Raw genomic sequence first — 20236 nt, 5'->3', positions numbered from 1 at the left:
AGAAAGAATAAAGCTATATACAAAAACGCCCAATACGAATTGTACTGGGCGTTTAACAGGTTAATCACGCATGACAAGTATTACACTTGACTGATTTGTACCACAATGCGTTTTTCAGAAATGGGATACGCTGTACCTAGGACTTGCGCAAAACATGAAACACGGAATTCTTCGATCATCCAACGTGCTTCAACTAATACTTCAGGTACAGGCTGAGTTTTAGGCACTTTGGCTAATTGCGCATTTAACAAGTCTTGTACTTTACTAATACTCTGCATATGAAGTCGATCACGAGTTGGATCAACCGGTAATTTATCCAAACGGTTTTCAATCGCTTTTAAATACCTCGCCACATCAGTAAGACGACTCCAGCCACAGTGCTCAACAAAACCTTTAAACACCAATTTATCTAACTGGGTATTAATATCACTCATCGCAAAAGCAATATCTAAACTGATTTTACCTTTTAAGCGCTTTTTAATACGTTGATATATCGTCAGAATTTGCTCAACTTGCAATGAGATTTGCTCAGCATAAGTATTAAGCTCTTGTCTTACCCAATCTTTAGCTTGTTCAAACTGTGCTTCGTTACGCACATCAAGCTTTTTCTCATCTAGCAATTGCTGAACCGAAGCCGAAATAATGTCATCAATTAACAGCTGTACTTGCCCAAATGGATTGAAGTACATCGCCAATTTTGCTTTATTTGGCAGCGCTTTTTGTAAGTGCTTAACCGGAGACGGAATATTAATCAGTAATAATCGACGTAAACCAATACGATGTTGACGCTCAGCTTCAAACTCATCATCAAACAATTTAATAGAGACTTGATCTTTCTCATCAATTAACGCTGGATAAGCTTTAACTTCGTAATTACCTTTACGTTTCTGATATTGCTTTGGTAAATCCCCAAATGACCATGTTGTGATGTCTTTCTTTTCAATTCCCTCTTCCGCCACATTACGAATGGCTTTTGCCACCACACCTTGCAACTTATCTTTTAAAGAATCTAAATCACGCCCCTGATCCACTAGGCGGTGCTTATCATCTTCAATTTTAAAGTTAATTGTTAAATGAGCACTTAACTGAGTTAAGTCAAAATCATCACCACTTATACGTGTACCTGTCATGCGAAGTAACTGCTTACACATTGCATCAAGCAGCGGCATTGAAAAAGGCTCCATAGCTTGTACACAGGCGCGAGCATAATCTGGCGCTGGCACAAAATTACGGCGAAGATTTTTAGGCAATGACTTAATCAGCGCCACGACTTTTTCTTCACGAAGCCCTGGTACTAACCAATCAAAATCTTCAGTATCAACTTGGTTTATCAACGCCACAGGAATGTGCACCGACACCCCATCATCAACAGCGGCAGGTTCGAAGTGATAACTCACTTGTAAACCCAAGTTAGCTTTTTGCCATACTTCAGGGAAATCTAACGCTGAAATATGATCTGCAGTTCGCTGCATCAATAAGTCTTGATTAAAGTCCAGTAGCTCTGGCGTTTCTTTACGTGCCTGTTTCCACCATTTAAAGAATAGTGGCGCATTATAAATACCTTGCGGAATAAGCGGATCATAAAAGTCCACCAGCACCTGCTCATCCACTAAAATATCACGGCGTCGAGATTTATGTTCTAACGATTCAATATCATTCAGCAGTTGCTGATTTTTAATAAAGAAAGGCTCTTTTGTGTGTAACTGCCCTTCAGCTAACGCGCTGCGAATAAAGATTTCACGAGCTTCAATAGGATCAATAGGCCCATATTGTACTCTACGGCGATTAACCACTGTTAGGCCATATAGCACCTGATTTTCAAATGCGATGACACTGGCAGGTTTCGCTTCAAAATGAGGTTCAGTATGATTTTTCTTAATCAAATGAGCAGCTAAAGGCTCTAACCACTCTGGTTGAATTTTGGCGCAGCATCTGGCAAATAAACGTGAAGTTTCAGTGAGCTCGGCCGCCATTATCCATTTCGGGCCTTTTTTCGCTAAAGGTGAGCCAGGAAATACAAAAAACTTACGGTTGCGGGCGCCAAGATATTCATTATTCGCATCTTTAAAACCAATATGACTTAACAAGCCTGATAACAACGCTTTATGTAAATTATCGTAACTGGCTGGTGTGTCATTTAAACGCCATTTTAAATCGTGTACCGCTTGTTTAATCTGGGTATATAAATCTTGCCACTCACGTACACGCAAATACGCTAAGTATTCTTCACGACATTGCTTTCTGAACTGGCTTGCTGACAATTCGCTTTTTTGATCTTTTAAGTAATTCCATAAATTAACCCAGCTAACAAAATCAGAGTCTTTATCGGCATAGCGACGATGGCACTCATCTGCAGCTTGTTTCTTTTCAATCGGTCTTTCTCGAGGATCTTGAATAGATAAACCTGAAGCAATAACCATGACTTCATGCAAACAACTCATGTCTTTCGCTTCAAGTACCATACGAGCAAGACGAGGATCGAGTGGGATTTTTGCTAAGTTACGCCCAAGGTTGGTCAGCACTAACTCTTTGCGTTTTTGTTTAACGGCTTGCAGCTCTTCTAGCAGTAAGAAGCCATCGCGAATATGCTTTTGCTCAGGAGGCTGTATAAATGGGAAACCCGCAATATCGCCTAGTCCAATGGCTAACATCTGCAAAATTACCGAGGCAAGATTGGTACGTAAGATTTCAGGATCGGTAAACTCAGGACGCTGAATAAAATCAGTTTCATCATATAAACGAATACAAATACCAGGACCAACACGTCCACAGCGACCTTGACGCTGATTTGCGCTGGCTTGAGAAATAGGTTCAATCGGCAAACGTTGTACTTTAGTGCGGTAACTATAACGGCTAATTCGAGCGGTACCTGGGTCAATCACATAGCGGATCCCAGGTACAGTTAATGACGTCTCAGCCACATTGGTTGCCAACACTATACGGCGGCCGATATGACTTTTAAAGACTTTAGATTGTTCGCCATATGATAGACGCGCGTACAAAGGCAGCACTTCTGTATCACGGTACTTTTGCTTACGCAGCATTTCTGCGGTATCTCGAATTTCACGTTCGCCATTCATGAAAATCAAAATATCGCCAGGGCCTTCAGCCATTAGCTCATCAACAGCGGAGAAAATACCATCACTCACATCTAAGTCAGCATCGGTATCACGGACTAATGGTCGATAACGCGTTTCAACAGGGAAGGTTCGACCCGATACTTCAATGACTGGCGCATTATTAAAGTGCTTAGAGAATCGCTCAACATCAATGGTTGCCGAAGTAATGATCACTTTTAAATCAGGTCGCTTTTTCAGCACCTGCTTGAGGTAACCTAAGATGAAATCAATGTTTAAACTACGCTCATGCGCCTCATCAATAATGATGGCATCGTATTGATTTAAAAATTTATCAGAGGTTAATTCTGCCAGTAAAATACCATCAGTCATTAATTTAACGTAACTGTCTGGACTTATGGCATCTGCAAAACGCACTTTAAAACCAACAACCTCGCCTAGCGGGCTGTTAATTTCTTCAGCAACGCGATTAGCAACGCTTCTTGCTGCAAGACGCCTTGGTTGAGTGTGGCCAATTAAACCACGTGTACCAAGGCCTAGCTCTAAACATATTTTGGGTAGCTGGGTTGTTTTACCAGATCCTGTTTCACCCGCAACAATGACGACCTGGTTATTCGCAATAGCTGAGGCTATGTCATCGCGTTTTTGAGAGACAGGTAAGGCATCTGGATAAGTGACTTTAGGGCTATTTTTTAGCCTTAGTTGAGCCTTTTCATAGGCTTGAGTGGCTTGTTCAGCTAACTTGGCTAAGACTTGAACTTTCTTTTCAGACTGCGGCTCTTTGTTTAATTGATACAAACGACGACGAATTCTTGCCGCATCGGTTTGATAACAAGAGTTTAGGTATGCTTTAGAGAGCGGGTGTTGGTCCGAATTCAAATCTAATTCCTAGCAAGTATTTCAAAAACTGCGATCCTAGCAAGGAACTAGACTGAATGGTATTAGTTTAAAGGAATCAAAACAAAAAGCCCTCGTTGACTCAGGCCAAAATTCTCTTTGATAAACAGCTTTGCTGGCAACTTAGGCTGGCGTTAAATAACATTGCTGCATATAGATGTTCATTGCCTTTAACACATCAGTTCGATTAATCGTACCAACGACTTTACTGCCTTCTACAACTGGATAAATTTTAGGTTTTGCCCCTAACATCTGTTCAGCCAACTGTAAGATACTGCCATCAGGTGTTGCTGTCAGTACATCCGTTTTCATGCAGTCTTTAACGGTTTCTGTCATATCGCAATGATAACTGCTTTTTAGCATCACTGATAAGCAATCCTGTTGAGATAAAAAGCCCACCAGCTGACCGTCATTATCAATCACAGCGGCACCAGCTTTGTTCTTCGTTAGTAAATGCTCTACAGCCGTTGCTAACGACATATTGGCTTTTAACAACACAGGTTGGCGGTCCATATATTCTGAAATTTGAATTGAATCCATATATTACCCCTTTAATTTTAACGTCAGCGCTCGTGTTCAATCGACGATTTATGTTTAGTCATTAAAAATCACTACTCTACATTTTCAGTATCGACGACATCTCATCTTTGGTTTAGTTATCGTGCTAATAATCGTACTAATAATTGTACTAATATTAGTGTAGTCAAATTTAGCAAAATACGTTGATTGAATAACTCGATTGTCGTAACAGGAATTTAAGGGGATGGAAAAAGATTGATGAGTAACAGACTTGCCTTAAAAGACGAGTCATAACAGCTTACATATTTGTAGCCGTCATTCATCTGCATCAAATAAAGGCCAATAACATATCAGCAGCCGTTAATAATGGTACTGTTAGTGCTCAAGCTCGACATGCGTGAAACCAGTATGCTAGCTGAATTCAGAACATTAGCATCAAGACACAAGCAACTGGGGCTGATTGGAAAGCCAACAGTTAAACTCTTCATAATAATTAATTGAAAATTATAAAACTAAAACCTATTTAAAAACGTACTAATGCAAAAGCTATTTAAAAGTGATTGGTATGTTTTCGATATTCAAGCAAGACCCCATCAAAAAACTCAATAAAGCTTATGAAGCTAAACTTGAACAAGCCATGTATGCACAAAGAAATGGCGATATAAAATCTTATTCAATGATTACCGCAGAAGCAGAAGACATTGTAAAACAAATTCAAGAGCTAGAGCGGCTAACAAAGGGATAACTTGATAGCGCTTTCGGTGGAAAAAATGCTCCTAAAATAAATGAGTTAATGTCCTATCGCCAATGAACAGGGATGAGTTTGTAACGCCCGTATTGCGGCTGGTTTGGAGCGTAGCGGAAAACCAGTCCGACAACATGCGCTTGTTAGCTTTCACACGCCAGCTCCCATTGTTTAAATTTATTACCTATAAACTCTTTTACGCCACCAGCTACATGAATGTCCTGATACTTTACTTTGTAGTCGAAATAGAGATCTTTGTAGTATAGGTCTTGGGTACAATGATAGTTTTCCGGCTTTTTACCAGAACAGTAACCAAAGTACCAACCACTAGGGCGCTCTTTATCTTTTCCTTCTGGCACGGTACGAGCCAAGTGCCACCATGTATCAATAAAGCGCTTATCACCTAGTTCATACAGATCTAAGCTTGCATTGTAAATATGATGGGGTTGCTTTTCGGTACTAGCAAGATTCCATGCTTTCTCGGCCAAACCATCAGGACTTCCTATTTGGCTTTGAGCCCAAATAATACCTGTGATGTCATGTGCCAGGTCTACGTTGTGTTGGTTTATATGGCTTTTCGTATACCCTTCAACAGACTCCGACATTTCGCTCGCTGAAATAATGTAAAGGCCGCCAGCAGCATCTTCATCAAGCCCGCTTACGAACCAGAGATACGGTATATTTACACTTAACTCGTATTCTTTAGGAATACATAGCTTTGTCTCACCAACCTCTACAACACTGTGCGTTCGTAGACTCTCCGAAGTGCACTTTACGAGCAATAGAAAAACGGGGATAGCGATGATGGTTAGTAATATTTTCTTGATCATTTTAAGAAACTAACGCCCCGCTCAGCGGAAATTTAGGAGCGCCAGCGAGTAAATTTTCCGTAGCAGCGCCTTGTTATGCACTGAGGTCAAACCACACTTGCTCACCATTATCACTCTGCAGTTTGAAATCAGTATTCTTTAGAATTAAATCTGAAAAACCATCAGGGCTATTGAATATGTAATACTCTTTTTCAGATGTAGAACACTCACCAAACAAAAATCTATATTCTCGTTGGTATGAATAATCTAGTGCTTTAACTAAATTTCCCCACTTAGATTTTTCTCCAGTGTATTCGACTTCTCCACAAAATAATGGCTTATCACTCAAACCTTGCAACTTGGAAATCAAAGGTTTTAGATTTTGTGCTGGTATGAATGCGAAGTGATCACCAAATTGTTCTTTCATTTTTGTCACGTCTTCTTTGAGCTTTTCTAAAGCCTCCTGATCCTTTGGTAAACGTAATGAGAACCAGCAATGCATCCAAGCATCTTTTTCTGTTCGGTTATGTACGGTTAACCCCAAAGCATCACTTATATCAATATCGCCAAATTTGACAGTAATCGGCGAGTCACCGCGCTCTTCTCGGTAAGAATATGCACAACTCTCAAATTTGTCAGAAACACCTTCTTGCTTATCAAGTCGATAAACTTCAGGCGGAGTACAATGAAAGCAGCCATCTCGTAAACTATCGAGGAAATCCTCGTTTCTGAAAAATTTTACTAACCCTAAAAATTGATTTGATTCCATTTCTCAACCTTGATTTGGTGCATAACGCCTTGCTAAGCGGATAAAAAAGGTTGGTTAAAATCGCGCAGCGATAACCAACTGTTTTTATTCCGTTTAAGCAACTTGTTAGCTTTTTCCAAACACAGAAACAAGAGCTTTTTTACGTAATTCTGCATTGGAACCCTTAATACCTAATTCAAAACTTGGCTCAAAAGGACGGTTTTCCCAAGTTCCAGGAGAGAATGAAATAGGTAAACCTTCTAAACCAATAATTGATACCTTTATGAAACTTCTTTCTTCTTGTTCTTCGAAGTTAAATATTCCCAGTAGAGTTAAGTATTCTTTATAGTCAGATACTTTAACCGGATCAAAATCAGACCAATTTTGAACATTATTACGAGCAAAATCAGGTAAATTAAACTGTTCAAGCTTTAATTTCTCATCATTATATTCATTCTCCTCACGCGTATATACACTGATATATAGATCAAACAACTCTTTAACTGCTTGCCAAAAGTCTTCTATATTTTTAAATATACTAGCGTTATGAAGTAACTCTTGTGTTTTATCTTTACCTTGATTGTTATCATGCAAACTTTCAACTAAAGATTCTAACTTATTACTAGAACCTGAAAGTTTGTCTAGAATAATTGAAATGTGCTCTACATCCAGCCGGCTCTTTCTATCCTCAAGAAATTTATAGAATTGAGCTGCCCATTGTTTTCTCAAATGCTCTTCTATATCGCTAAACGATACGTAAGACTCAATAGCATTATTTTCTCTAGCATGTTGAACAGATTGGATAAACTCAAATATTTTTACTGCATCATCTTGTTTGTATATTGAAGGATATTTAATTCTCGTTGCGAATTCTTTACCTTCAGATTTCACATTCTCTTTGAAGTATAATTGAGCATTCAACACATCATTCTTTACAAAGGAAAATATTGGTATTTTTAGTCGTCTCGCTTCATTATATTCAGCTTGTGTAATAGACTCGCCATCCCCATCAATATGTTTACCACCAAAACGACCTGAAATGATTAAAATAAATAAATCACAATGCGCGACCTCTTTTACACAAGCATTATGCGTATGCTCATCTGGGTCATAAAATACATCACTATACTCACTAAGAATAGGTTGGAACCCATAAGAAATTATAAACCTTTCTAATTGAGACCTCTCTTCAGCTAAATCGTAACAAGTAGAGCTAACAAAAACTTTTGGTACTGCCATATATAACCTTAATATTGAATGTTGGATATCGATTAAGCAAAAGCTAACGCCTCACTAAGAGGCAAATGATAGTTGGTTAAAATAAGCGACGAAGGAGCAAAAACCAACTGTTATTTGTCCTTTTGAGTGCCTTGTTAGGTTTAAAATGCGTAGAAATATACTGCTAGAAATAATGGAATATATAAAACACACCCAATAGCAGCACCAATACGCATTTTATTTTTCCCCATTATTTCTGTTGCATAAGCTAATTTAGGTGACCAAAAAATTGCAATAATTGACCACAACACACCTATTAATAACCATGCTTGCCAAAATATTGGGGATAAATATATTTGATTATTTATATACCCATAAAAAGCAACTAGCCCAATAGACATGAATATGGCATTGGCAGATTCTTCTATTTTTACGCTTAATGCACTATCGTCTGAGCCTTTGATATAAGCAAAAACTTTAAATGGAAATGGTAAAACTAAAATAACAACAAGTAACCAAAATGATATTTGCCAGAACATACAGCTTAACTCCCTTTAAACCTAACAGCTTATTATATAGCTGCTCGATAATGTTCCTGAAAAAATTCAACTTAGTAGCAACGATACCAAGCCAACCGACTGTTTAATATTGATAAAATGAAAATGTAAGACCTGTTTTATTAATATCAAGCCCGCAAAAGTGAGCGCTTTGATGTAGAGGTCTCTACAACCTTTTATCAATAACTTTAGATTCAACAACTTATCAAAAAGTTGGCAGTTTATCGAGCATAAATCACCCGATTTTTTGCTCACTATACTCACAATTCATCTGTGTACAATGATAACTGTATATCTATCCAGTACTTCAGAATCAGATATAGTGCACAAAAGACTAGAAAATATCAGGGGATATTTCCGCTCACCGCCACATGAGTTTCTCTCGCTAGCTCGTTATGGGGCATAAATGAGCTAGATATTAAGCTTGTAAATGCACTTTTGATGATCGTTACCTCATCTTTTATTTCCAAACTTCATTTGGGTCAAAGCCGTAAACAAGGTTTGGAACACATATAAGTTACGACCTCAAACTCAGCATAGGCTGAACTAAAAAAGCACCAAGCGAAAACTTGATGCTTTTTTAAATCTCAATCGTGATTGATAACAATAACAAAGAAAGTTAAGGCTTACTTATCACGCCAAATCATCACTTGTGCTTCTTCCCCACTCTTACGCGTTGCGCGGTACATCCCTTCTGTATTAAAAGGGGTCGCAATATTGCCGCGATGATCAATGGCTATCACGCCACCTGTACCGCCAGCGGTAATCAATCTTTGGTTAATCACCTCATCCGCCGCCTGAATAATCGACTTACTTTGGTATTTCACTTTGGCGCAAATGTCACCTGCGACTTGGTAGCGAATAAAATATTCTCCATGTCCAGTCGCTGACACTGCGCACACTCCATTCTCAGCATAAGTTCCAGCACCAATAACGGGAGCATCGCCAATACGACCATAGCGTTTATTCGTCATTCCGCCGGTTGAGGTACCTGCGCTAATATTACCTTGTTTATCTAATGCGACAGCGCCAACAGTGCCAACTTTATATTCAGTATCAAGTTGTTGGTGAGCCGCTTGATAATCTGCACTGGTTTTCGCTTCAGCCATTTTTGCTTTTGCACGCTGTAAACCTTGATAACGTTTTTGGGTATTAAAGGTTTCGTTAGCCACCAATTGGACCCCCTGAGTTAAAGCAAACTCTTCAGCCCCTTCTCCATAAAGCATGACATGGACAGACTCATCCATTACCAAGCGCGCTAAATCAATCGGATTTTTAATGTGTTTAACGCCAGCAACCGCACCTGCGTTCATGGTATTACCATCCATAATAGATGCATCCATTTCATGCTGTTCATTATGAGTGTATACCGCTCCTTTACCCGCATTAAAATACGGTGAGTTTTCTAATACATTAATTGCAGTGGTTACTGCACTTAAACTAGAGCCGCCTTTATCTAAAACTGCATAGCCTGCATCTACCGCTTCTTTTAGCTTCGCTCGATAGGCTTTTTCTTGCTCAGGGGTAAAGCTACTTTGCTGAATGGTCCCTGCTCCACCATGAATGGCTATCGCAAAAGGTTTCGTTTTTGCGTTCGCTAAACCAGAAAATAAAGCCATTGATGCTATCAGTGCTAGTGTTATTGTTTTCATTTTAAGCAAGTCCTTGATCAGTTTGTATCTTTGTAACCATTTCAGGCGATAATTTCAATCATAACCTTGCCTGATTGCGGTAATCTGGCGACAATAGGTAAACCATCTTTATTCGTTGATAAGCATTCAGTCATTGTTATCCAAGTCTTTACAATATTGCCTAGTCATTTGCGTTGCCCTTGTTTCATTGGCATCAAATTTTGCTTGGGCTAAAAAAGATGAATGGCTAACGATTGAACTGCAGGGTGTTTCAGGCAGTTTGGCCAAAAACGTACGTGCTCACTTAGGTGAATCACCCACTTCTCAAGTTCAGCGCCGCGCATTTTTGTTTACCGTAGAAGATAATGTTACCGCTGCACTTGAATCAATGGGCCGATATCACGCAAAAGTGGATATTAATGTTACCGAGTCCAAAAACTCCCCTTGGAAACTCACTATTAATATTGATGAAGGCGAACCGACTATCATTCAATGGATTGACATCAAATTCAGTGATGAAATGCTCGATGATAATAGCTTTAATCGCTGGATGGATCAGTTAACAATTAAACCAGGTGATACCCTTAACCATGGTGTTTATTCAGAATTAAAATCAAATCTAGTAACACTCGCGCTGGCCAGAGGCTATTTTGACGGGGCTTTTACTCGCTCTGAAATTGAAATCAATCGTGATTTAAATACCGCTAAAATCCACCTCTATTTTGAATCAGGAAGACGATACAAAATGGGGGAAGTCACGTTTTCAGGCCAGACCATAAATGATGATTTACTTGAAAAACTCATTCCATTTGACCCTAATGCGAATTACTCAACCCAACGCCTAAATCGGCTTAATCGGAATTTAATTGATACCGGTTATTTCAGTAATATTAAAGTGTTACCTCAAATTGATAACATGTCTGAGACTAAAGTACCGATTAAAGTTGATTTAGCCCCAAGACCCACTCACTCTTTTGAGGTGGGTTTGGGCGCCGATATTGGAACCAATGCAGAAAAAACCGTTGAGCCAAGAGTTCGGCTTACTTGGCGTATGCCAGAAATTAACAGTTATGGTCATACCCAAGAAACCACAATGGAATGGTCGCCTGACAGACCGAAGTTTTTAACCACTTATACCATTCCGTTAACTCATCCTCTTGATGATCAGCTTAAATTTAGGGTTGGTTTATTACGTGATAAATACGGGGTAACGCAAGATTACAATGAAGATGACAGAAACTACGATTATACGGGGCAACTGGAATCTGAAAAACGCTTGTTTGGGATAATCAGGCAACAACGATTAGACAGCGGTTGGTTATTTGGCTACTCCTTAGAATATAACCATGAGTTTTATAATCAATCTGATACTGACTATGACCCGCAATTTGTATTGGCTGGTTTTGGATTAAGTAAAACAACGCGTGGAGACAACACCTTAGACCCTAAGTCAGGCTTTAGACAAACTTACAGTCTCGAGTATGGCGATCCTAATCTAGGCTCTGAAATTCGCTTAACGAAAATCGAAGCAAGATTAAAATGGATTGATACTTTTTTTGAACGTCATCGTTTTGTATCACGTCTGGATTTAGGCGCAAATATTGCCGATAGTGATCAAATTGATCAAATCTCGCCTTCACTTCGTTATTTTGCCGGTGGCGATCAATCGATTCGTGGTTACGGCTTTCAAGAGTTAGGCCCATATATCGAGTATGTTAACTCTGAGGGCGGCTTATCGAGGCAGGTTGTCGGTGGACGCTATTTAGTCGTTGGTAGTTTAGAGTATCAATATTATCTCACTGACACTTGGCGAGTCGCCACTTTTGTCGATGCTGGTAATGCTTTTGATACTGAACAATTTGAGCCTGTCGTCTCTGTTGGTGGCGGTATACATTGGATTTCACCTATTGGTCCTATTAAGTTTGACTTAGGTGTAGGCCTAAAAGAAACTGAAACCATTGATCGTTCTTGGCGAATTCATTTAACCATGGGGACAGACTTATAATGACTGATTCTATGCCCCCTAAAACAGAAGATAGCAATCAACACGACAGTTCATCGTTAGCGCATATACCTGCATCAAAACCACCTAAATCATTTTTAGGTCGTTGTTGGCAAGCGTTTAAACTCTGTACTCGTACTGCTATTTATATCCCTTTACTGTTATTGATGCTGATAGCAATACTGATTGGCACTCCGATTGGTGCCCAGATCAGTGTGATGCTAGCCAACCAATTTGTTCCTAATTTAGCATTAAACTTAAAATCAGGCACTATAAACAATCAACTTGAATTTACTACCGCTCGTTGGTCAATGGACGGCGTCGCTGTAGAGGTTGAAGGCCTGAGCCTCTCATGGGTTCCAACTTGTCTTTTTAACAAACAGATTTGTGTTGATAACTTTTTTGCTGATGATGTTACTGTCATAGTACAAACCGATCAGTTTGCAGATGATGAACCTTCTAAGCCATCAGAAAATGACAACGCTAAAGACACCAATAATGAGGATGCCGCTGAACAGCAATCCCCTTCACCGTTGATCTTACCCGTCACTATTGGACTCAATCAGTTAGATCTGAACGACGTAAAAGTCACAGTGAATGACATGCGTTACAACGCAGGTCGCCTGCAAGGTAAAGCGTTATGGAATAAGAGTGGACTCAGAGTAAATTACTTACATAGTGAAGGCTTATTAGTCGATATACCATTAGGTGAATCTTCCCAACAAGATACTGCCGATACGCAAGCAACCTCAAGCCCAAATAATCAAGATAAAAACGTTTCATCATCAGAATTAGAAACCTGGGCCATGGCCAACTTGCCAGCCGTTTACATGACTTTTCCTATTTATGTTGATGAGCTCATTACCCATGACAGCGTAATGAAATTAGGTAATAGAACTGATCATTTTTCTCATATTTCGCTAACTGGTAGCTATGTTGAATACTTAATTGATGTGCAAGCATTATCGGTCTCTCATGATTATGGCGAGGCTTCTCTCGTTGGCGATATTAGTCTTAATCATGACTACCCAATGAATATTGATGCCAAATTTAACCTTAGCAAGGTGACTGAAGCACCTGATTTTACTCAACAAAAAATAGCGATTGAGGCCGAGAATGGTTTCGACAACTTATCGTTATTAGTGTCTGCAACTGGCGATGTAGACATCGACTTCGAAGCAATTATTGAGTTAAGTAAGCCAGAAATGGATTATCAAATTGAAATTGCTCAAGCAAATATTAACTGGCCACTTGATAAACCCGATTACACCGCGAGATTAAGTAAGCTCACCAGTAAAGGAAACATTCATCAACAGTCTGCCATTTTTAGTGGTGAGTTTTTAAGCCCGTATCACCCTCTTTTAATGCTTGATGCCAATATTGAGCTTAGTCAAAATGAGCTCATTATCTCGCATCTTGATGTCGAGTCAGAAGCTGGAAACCTAGTAGCAGACGGCAACCTCAACTTTGATGATAAGGTCAGTTGGTCAGCACAATTAGCGACATCTTCGCTTCAACTAGACAAAGTCCCCTATCTTTATGAATTAACGGAACTTGCAAGCAATATTGATGGTTCACTGCTATCCGCTGGCGTAATTGATGATGAACAATGGCAAATAACCATAGAAGATGCCGATCTCAGTGGCACATTAAATGATTTTCCGTTAACGGTGAAAGGGAATATCGAATTCAATGATAAGTTCGCCATCAATGCCGACAATTTACAGGCAAGTGCATTAGGAGCAGAATTATTAATTAATGGTCAAGCTAGCCGTTTTTGGGATGTCGATGCCGAGCTCTCCGTACCTGATGTTAGCCAGTGGTTACCTAATGCTAAAGGCGAAATTTATGCAAAAATTGATGTAACAGGGGATGATACGCAACCAATCGTTGACGTAAGTGGCCGAGTGAGTAATGTTAAATTTGCTGATATTGATATTGAACAGTTAACTCTTAAAGGCCATTACCTACCGTTAAATGAACATCAATTTACCCTTAGCATCAATAATAACCAGCTTTCATGGCAACAGATTGATTTATCAGGATTAACGCTTAGCGCCGAAGGAACCCTTGCTGAACAAAAAATTAAACTCAATACGCAAGGTGACATCGCATTAAACACTCAAATCAATAATCAGTTTAATGAACAAAAGCAAACCTTTAATACCGACATTAACTCACTTGTTATTTCAAATTTATTAGGTGCTTGGCAAATAAATAACCCTGTTAATATCCAATGGGATCAGCTCAATCAAGAAGGACAGATTACGCCTTTTTGCTTAATTCAAACCCATAGTAGTCTGTGTTTAAACCAGCAAGGTCGATTTGGTACTCAAGGCGATCTTTCGCTAAGTATCAATGGCCAACCAGGTAACTTGTTACAGCCGCTGCTGCCTCCTCGTCTAAACTGGACTGGTGAGTCCGACTTAGAAGCAACAGCTCAGTGGTCAGAAACTGACAAACTTAAAGCCAACATTGCGCTATTGCTTAATGGTGGGGATATAGCATTACGCCGCACTGAAAACGATCGAATCAACTTACACTACGATACCATCAAGCTGGATGCTGTGATTGATGAAACACAGCTCAAAAGCAGCCTTATTGTTAGCGCTGAGAATATTGCTGAAATTAACAGTCAAATCAGTATTAGTAATGATGAAGAACGCGCATTAACAGGCTTTATCAAAGCCGATACTATTAATATAGGGCCTCTAAGGGGCTTTTTCCCTAAACTCGCAACATTAGAAGGCTTGTTCGCAGCGGACCTGAGTATATTAGGTAACCTAACTCAGCCTGAGGTGCAAGGAAGCTTAAGCCTAGAAAACGGGGCTTTAGCCACAACGAACAACCCAACGTTAATTGACGATATTACTCTAGCAATGCAGTTAAAAGGTCAACAGGCAAAAGTTGATGGCACGTTAGCAATGGGAGATGGTAAAGCGAGTGTGGCGGGTACGTTGGCTTGGCCTGATGGTCGATTTAGCGGTGATATTGATATTCTGGGCGACAAGCTCGCATTTATTCAACCTCCAATTGCGATATTAGATATTTCTCCCGACATCAATATTACTTTCGACACAACGCAACTGGCGATAAAAGGCAATGTCGACATTCCAACGGGTGAAATTACAGTTGTTCAGCTTGCAGAAGGCGGCGTTGCCGTTTCCTCAGATGTCGTATTTAACGATTCTATTTCTGAAAAAGAACAACAAACAAGCCCTTACGCCGTGGTCTCGGATTTAAATATTAAAGTTGGTAATGAGTTACTGATTGACGGTATGGGCCTTAGCGGAAAATTACGTGGCACCCTTTTGCTGCAACAACAAGCATTCAAGCCTCCCCTACTATTTGGTGATATTAAGGTCACTAATGGCTCTTATAAATTCATGGGACAAACACTGACGATTAGTACGGGCGAAGTACAATTCTCCGGCCCTACCGAAGTCCCTAATCTAAATATTGAAGCAGTCAGAGAAATTAAAGATGAAGACTTAACTGCGGGCGTACGAGTGACAGGTACAGCAATGCAACCTGAGGTCACCTTGTTTTCAAGTCCAGCAAAAGAGCAAGCAGAAATTCTCTCTTATATTATTACTGGCGCAGGGTTTAGTAACTCCAGCAATGAGCAAAATAATGCCTTAATGATGGGGGCTGCATTAAGCTTAGGCTCGCAATTAGGTGGTGGAGCAATCAATAATATTGGCTCAACAGCCACAGGCTTGATTGAAAAGTTTGGTTTTTCTAACGTCCAGCTAGATGCGAACGATGAAGGACGATTTGCCATTAGTGGCTACATTGGCGAAGACTTAATGGTGAAATACGGTATTGGTGTATTTAACCCAGGATATGAGATGACAGTTCGATACTATATTTTGTCACAGTTATATTTAGAAACCGTCTCAGGGACGATCAATCAGTCTCTTGATATTTACTACAGTTTTAACGTCGATTAATCCGCTAAAACGATAGCAACCGCTATTGCTATAAACCTAATACAGCTTGTCATTTCACAGTGAACTACCGTTACTTCAATACCGCCAATTTACAGACACAAAAAAAGCGCCATTAAGGCGCTTTTTTCACTCAAACTAGCAATTAAGCAAATTTGAAATCAATGTGTTCGATTAGCGTTTTGTACGCGTGACGTTGCATTGCTTGTACACGTACTTTAACTTCTTTACCGTCGATAACTAGTGTTAAGTCAGTGTTGTAGAAGTCATCATTCAATTGAATGTTTACGATATCTTTTTGAGCCATTTTGATTGACATTGGCTCTTTACCTGGACCGTAGATAACAGCAGGAACTAAATTCGCATGACGTAGGCGGCGGCTCGAACCTTTCCCGATTTCAGTACGGATTTCAGCTTGAATAGTGTAAGACATGTGTTTCTCACTTATAAAAAATAAATTGATGTTGTTATTTTCGACCAATAACAACTCGTGCTTGTTCTTTAACAAAGCGCGCGGATTCTATCATAGCCACCTTGACTCAACAAGTTATTAAGTAAAAATCATACCATTCACTCATGCTTCTCAAGATAGTATCAAGCAGTCACATCGTTAATAGTGTCAATATGAAAACACTACCAACTTCTTACAGGGCCACAATCCACATGAATAAAACCAGAACGTGGATAATAACCTACGCCACCCAATTTTAATGACTTTGCAGCATCACGAAGGCTTTTAAGCTCAACGCCTGGGATTGCAAGATCCATCGCCATTCCTTTCATGTGGTAGCTTTTCTTTGCGACTCCATTACTCTTAGCTGCTAACATATTGTTGGTTTTTGGTGAGCGGTAACCGGAAATGACATGAACTTCATCAGTATTACCTAAAGCCTGTTGTAGCTGATAAACAAATTCGTATAAACGCTTATCCATAGGCGCTGATTGGTTCTGACGATGATCACGTAGTACTTCGCTAAATAATGACAAAGTATCTTGGTCATACTCACCTTCAGCCCAAAACTGGCCTTTTTGACGCTCTCCGGTATGACGATTGTAAAAACTGAGTTCTCTAACACCTTGAGTAGAACGGCTTGCTTGAACTGGATTGGAAAACATAGAAGCAACAGCAACACCACTTAAACCTAACACTAATTGCCGACGGGCAGGACACACTAAAGACATTCACTCACCACTTTCAAATAATCAAAAACATGTGCGTTTTTTACACAATTGAAAGCGAAGTTAAACGGAAAGTGAGACAATAGCAAGCATTCAAGCCGATAAAATCAGCTTAAATTATGAACAAAACGGCAAGTGTTAATCTGGTCAATAACTTAACGAGAAGACACTTGTAACGAAGTTGCTGCATTATTAGCTACTTCGGTTTGCTTAATGTTATTCAAATGATAAATGTCATTACGGAACTGAGCGAGGTTAGTTTCATCAACCCACGCATTCCAGTAAACCAGGTGGACTGGCACTGTTTGAGAAAGTGAAAACCATTGCGTTTGCTCGCCTTGCTCCTGCATTCGATGCCAAGTGCGTTTATCAATCACCACATTTTCGGCAAACCACTCCGCTAGTTCTTGTACTTTTTCGATTCGAATGCAGCCAGATGATAATGCTCGGTCATCTTCATCAAACAAGGCTTTATCTGGCGTGTCATGTAAATAGATATTGAGATCATTTTTAAAGTGAAATTTGTAGCGTCCAAGCGCATTTATCTTACCTGGCCTCTGCACTAACCGATAAGGAAACGGGCCTGTTGAAACAATATCTTGCCACTCTGAAGCTGTTTTATTCACTTTAGTGCCAGTGATATCAAACACATCAAACTGCCTGTCAGTAATGTAATGTCCATCTTGGGCAACCTTTGGCAGAATATCTCGTCGCATTAGTTTTTTAGGAACGGTCCAAGTAGGGTTGATGACGATGTTGGAGATTTGCCCCTGCATCACAGGTGTTCGTCTGTAGGCTTTGCCTACGATCACTCTAGAGCTCAATGCGATTTGGCTTTCATTGACTAATACCATTTCAAATGCAGGTATATTCACTAACAAGTAGCGCTCACCTAAGTCAGACAAATAACTGGTTTTTTCAACAAAATTGCTGGCTAATAATTCAGCGCGTTGCAGTGGCGTTTGATTAATCCAATGTAACGTTTTGGGGCCAATAACAGAATCAGCTTTCAAACCATGTCGCTGCTGAAATCTCGCCACCGCCATCGCAATTGTATTGTCATAAGTGTATTGGGTTTCAGATCGAGAAGATAAATCTCCCAATAACCAGAGTCTTTGAGAAATCAAACTGATGGTCTTATGGCTATCACCAGGCCTTAATAAGCCACCAGGTTGTATTTGAGGCCAATCATGGCGCTGATTCAGCCACAATAAGCGCCTAATGTGATTTTGAACACTAAGGTAGTCTTCAACCGCAGGCTCTAAGGCATAAACCTGTCGTTTTTCGGACATAGAAGAAGTCAGCGAATCATAAGGCAAGCGTACATTTCGATCATGCCAGAAGCGAGCGATCTCTTGTTGAATTTTGTCTATGTACTCGAGTTTTTCAGCCTCACTGCCCTTTTGCAAGATAGTTAAGTAATCTTGCCAAATAACGGAAGACTCCACTAATGAAAGTAAAGTCACATGCTGAGCAAGTGTTTTGTATGTTGCTGGCTGAATTTGATCTTGTGACAGCCTTTGGGACTGCACTGCATGAGTTTGGCCTGCAAAAGCAATTGATAACAAACTAATAAAAGTGAAAGAGACACGTAGATAATACAAAATTCTCATTCATTTCTCTCCCGTCTTAACGCCATAGACAATTAAGTATGGCAAAAAAATATCAACCTTGTGTTACAGACTGTGACGTTCAGTTACAAGTTACTACGAAAGAAGGATAAAAATAGAACAAAAAACTTAACCGCTGACTACTAAGCAGCTAATTGAACTAAAGAAACTAGGAAAGGATTATAAGAACTGTTATAAACATGCCCCGCAAAAATTTTTTCAATATTTATTCACTGCAGCATTTATGAACAAGAAGCAATTATTACAAGTCATGGCGTCTGATATCGGCGTTTCTCAATCTCAATTAAAGCCACAGTTAGAGCAAATTCTTATCCAACTTCATAAAGCGTTAGCAGAAGGCGAAAAAGTGTATTTACCGCAATTTGGCACCTTTGAATTAAGGTATCATTTGGCTAAGAATGGACGGAACCCGCAAACGGGTGAAAGCATCGAAATTCCAGGTTTTAATCAACCTAGCTTTAAACCAGCCCCTGCCTTTAAAAAATACATTAATCCATAAAAAGTAGCGTCAAACGACAAATTAAAGCCTCCTATTTGGGATGATAAGAGGCTTTCATATCCTATCTCACGTCATTTTCAAATCTTGCAAACGCGCGCTCAAATGCGTCTTACAAAGCTTTTGATATCTTATCCATAACGGCACATTAAACACTGGCCCAGCTAGCCTACCTTAAAACGATGAGGGATTTATCTTTCGCCCTAAACGTAGAGGCAAATTCAAATTTTAGATACAAAAAAGCCCCGACTAATGTCGAGGCTTTCTTATAATGGTACCCAAGACCATACTGGAACTAGCGCGCCCTATCTTAAAACGACGAGGGATTTATCTTTCGCCAACGCTCGAATTACAGACACAAAAAAGCCCCAACTTTCGTTGAGGCTTTTTCGCACCATACTTACGTATGTAAATAATGGTACCCGAGGCCAGACTTGAACTGCCACGCCCTATCTTAAAACGACGAGGGATTTATCTTTCGCCAACGCTCGAATTATAGTCACAAAAAAGCCCCGACTAATGTCGAGGCTTTCTTATAATGGTACCCGAGGCCAGACTGGAACTGCCGCGCCCTATCTTAAAACGACGAGGGATTTATCTTTTGCCCTAAACGTAGATTCAAATTTTAGATACAAAAAAGCCCCAACTTTCGTTGAGGCTTTTTCGCACCATACTTACGTATGTAAATGATGGTACCCGAGGCCAGACTTGAACTGCCGCGCCCTATCTTAAAACGACGAGGGATTTATCTTTTGCCAACGCTCGAATTATAGACAC

14 protein-coding genes are annotated in these 20236 nt (G+C 39.8%); 4 read left to right on the top strand and 10 right to left on the bottom strand.

Going from position 1 to position 20236, the window contains the following annotated elements:
• Positions 1 to 80 precede the first annotated feature (80 nt).
• Positions 81 to 3956, bottom strand: a complete 3876-nt coding sequence (gene hrpA, locus J8L86_RS18035; protein ID WP_211031221.1) for an ATP-dependent RNA helicase HrpA — start codon at positions 3954 to 3956, stop codon at positions 81 to 83.
• A 141-nt stretch (positions 3957 to 4097) separates the two neighbouring features.
• On the bottom strand, positions 4098 to 4514 hold the full coding sequence (locus tag J8L86_RS18030; protein ID WP_055024722.1) for a CBS domain-containing protein: 417 nt from the start codon (positions 4512 to 4514) through the stop codon (positions 4098 to 4100).
• A 544-nt stretch (positions 4515 to 5058) separates the two neighbouring features.
• Between J8L86_RS18030 and J8L86_RS18025 the strand changes: the two genes are divergently transcribed.
• On the top strand, positions 5059 to 5238 hold the full coding sequence (locus tag J8L86_RS18025) for a DUF6435 family protein (protein WP_065110610.1): 180 nt from the start codon (positions 5059 to 5061) through the stop codon (positions 5236 to 5238).
• A 143-nt stretch (positions 5239 to 5381) separates the two neighbouring features.
• Here J8L86_RS18025 and J8L86_RS18020 read toward each other — a convergent pair whose 3' ends face one another.
• The 5 genes from J8L86_RS18020 to J8L86_RS18000 form a co-directional block, all read right to left on the bottom strand.
• Positions 5382 to 5843 (bottom strand): hypothetical protein, encoded by a 462-nt coding sequence (locus J8L86_RS18020; RefSeq protein ID WP_211031220.1) that lies wholly within the window; start codon positions 5841 to 5843, stop codon positions 5382 to 5384.
• Positions 5844 to 6141: 298 nt separating this feature from the next.
• Positions 6142 to 6816, bottom strand: a complete 675-nt coding sequence (locus J8L86_RS18015; RefSeq protein WP_211031219.1) for a hypothetical protein — start codon at positions 6814 to 6816, stop codon at positions 6142 to 6144.
• 105 nt (positions 6817 to 6921) lie between these two features.
• A complete protein-coding gene (locus J8L86_RS18010) occupies positions 6922 to 8034 on the bottom strand; it encodes a DUF4062 domain-containing protein (RefSeq protein ID WP_211031218.1) in 1113 nt (370 codons plus the stop codon).
• Positions 8035 to 8174: 140 nt separating this feature from the next.
• A complete protein-coding gene (locus tag J8L86_RS18005; RefSeq protein ID WP_211031217.1) occupies positions 8175 to 8552 on the bottom strand; it encodes a hypothetical protein in 378 nt (125 codons plus the stop codon).
• 644 nt (positions 8553 to 9196) lie between these two features.
• The gene (locus J8L86_RS18000) at positions 9197 to 10222 is read right to left on the bottom strand and encodes an isoaspartyl peptidase/L-asparaginase (RefSeq protein WP_055024727.1); all 1026 of its coding nucleotides are present in this window, start codon (positions 10220 to 10222) and stop codon (positions 9197 to 9199) included.
• Between the two features lie 166 nt (positions 10223 to 10388).
• On the opposite strand from J8L86_RS18000, the gene J8L86_RS17995 reads away from it, so the two are divergent.
• Together J8L86_RS17995 and J8L86_RS17990 are read left to right on the top strand one after the other, a co-directional pair.
• The gene (locus J8L86_RS17995) at positions 10389 to 12206 is read left to right on the top strand and encodes an autotransporter assembly complex family protein (protein ID WP_065108905.1); all 1818 of its coding nucleotides are present in this window, start codon (positions 10389 to 10391) and stop codon (positions 12204 to 12206) included.
• Positions 12206 to 16156: a translocation/assembly module TamB domain-containing protein gene (locus tag J8L86_RS17990; protein ID WP_211031216.1), complete on the top strand. Its 3951-nt coding sequence runs from the start codon at positions 12206 to 12208 to the stop codon at positions 16154 to 16156. Before J8L86_RS17995 ends, J8L86_RS17990 begins: the two co-directional genes overlap by 1 nt.
• A gap of 142 nt (positions 16157 to 16298) precedes the next feature.
• On the opposite strand, the gene rplY is transcribed toward J8L86_RS17990, so the two are convergent.
• The 3 genes from rplY to J8L86_RS17975 all read right to left on the bottom strand — a co-directional run bounded on the left by rplY (position 16299) and on the right by J8L86_RS17975 (position 18945).
• Entirely contained in the window at positions 16299 to 16586 is a 288-nt protein-coding gene (gene rplY / locus J8L86_RS17985; RefSeq protein WP_055024729.1) for a 50S ribosomal protein L25, read from the bottom strand.
• 200 nt (positions 16587 to 16786) lie between these two features.
• On the bottom strand, positions 16787 to 17335 hold the full coding sequence (locus J8L86_RS17980; protein ID WP_055024730.1) for a DUF882 domain-containing protein: 549 nt from the start codon (positions 17333 to 17335) through the stop codon (positions 16787 to 16789).
• 152 nt (positions 17336 to 17487) lie between these two features.
• Complete coding sequence (locus J8L86_RS17975) at positions 17488 to 18945, bottom strand: L,D-transpeptidase family protein (protein WP_065108894.1); 1458 nt, start codon at positions 18943 to 18945, stop codon at positions 17488 to 17490.
• A gap of 133 nt (positions 18946 to 19078) precedes the next feature.
• Here J8L86_RS17975 and J8L86_RS17970 point away from each other — a divergent pair, with 133 nt between their 5' ends.
• On the top strand, positions 19079 to 19462 hold the full coding sequence (locus tag J8L86_RS17970; protein ID WP_282098423.1) for an HU family DNA-binding protein: 384 nt from the start codon (positions 19079 to 19081) through the stop codon (positions 19460 to 19462).
• The last annotated feature ends 774 nt before the right edge of the window (positions 19463 to 20236 follow it).

Origin of the sequence: Shewanella sp. MMG014, assembly GCF_018100775.1 — a bacterium.
GTDB classification, from domain to species: domain Bacteria; phylum Pseudomonadota; class Gammaproteobacteria; order Enterobacterales; family Shewanellaceae; genus Shewanella; species Shewanella japonica.
This window is presented reverse-complemented; position numbering and strand designations above follow the sequence as displayed.

Excerpts from the sequence above, each read along its gene's own strand:
- J8L86_RS18030 (WP_055024722.1), bottom strand. The coding sequence starts at position 4,514 with ATGGATTCAATTCAAATTTCAGAATATATGGACCGCCAACCTGTGTTG.
- J8L86_RS18025 (WP_065110610.1), top strand. The coding sequence starts at position 5,059 with ATGTTTTCGATATTCAAGCAAGACCCCATCAAAAAACTCAATAAAGCT.
- J8L86_RS18020 (WP_211031220.1), bottom strand. The coding sequence starts at position 5,843 with ATGTCGGAGTCTGTTGAAGGGTATACGAAAAGCCATATAAACCAACAC.
- J8L86_RS18015 (WP_211031219.1), bottom strand. The coding sequence starts at position 6,816 with ATGGAATCAAATCAATTTTTAGGGTTAGTAAAATTTTTCAGAAACGAG.
- J8L86_RS18010 (WP_211031218.1), bottom strand. The coding sequence starts at position 8,034 with ATGGCAGTACCAAAAGTTTTTGTTAGCTCTACTTGTTACGATTTAGCT.
- J8L86_RS18005 (WP_211031217.1), bottom strand. The coding sequence starts at position 8,552 with ATGTTCTGGCAAATATCATTTTGGTTACTTGTTGTTATTTTAGTTTTA.
- J8L86_RS18000 (WP_055024727.1), bottom strand. The coding sequence starts at position 10,222 with ATGAAAACAATAACACTAGCACTGATAGCATCAATGGCTTTATTTTCT.
- J8L86_RS17990 (WP_211031216.1), top strand. The coding sequence starts at position 12,206 with ATGACTGATTCTATGCCCCCTAAAACAGAAGATAGCAATCAACACGAC.
- rplY (WP_055024729.1), bottom strand. The coding sequence starts at position 16,586 with ATGTCTTACACTATTCAAGCTGAAATCCGTACTGAAATCGGGAAAGGT.
- J8L86_RS17980 (WP_055024730.1), bottom strand. The coding sequence starts at position 17,335 with ATGTCTTTAGTGTGTCCTGCCCGTCGGCAATTAGTGTTAGGTTTAAGT.
- J8L86_RS17975 (WP_065108894.1), bottom strand. The coding sequence starts at position 18,945 with ATGAGAATTTTGTATTATCTACGTGTCTCTTTCACTTTTATTAGTTTG.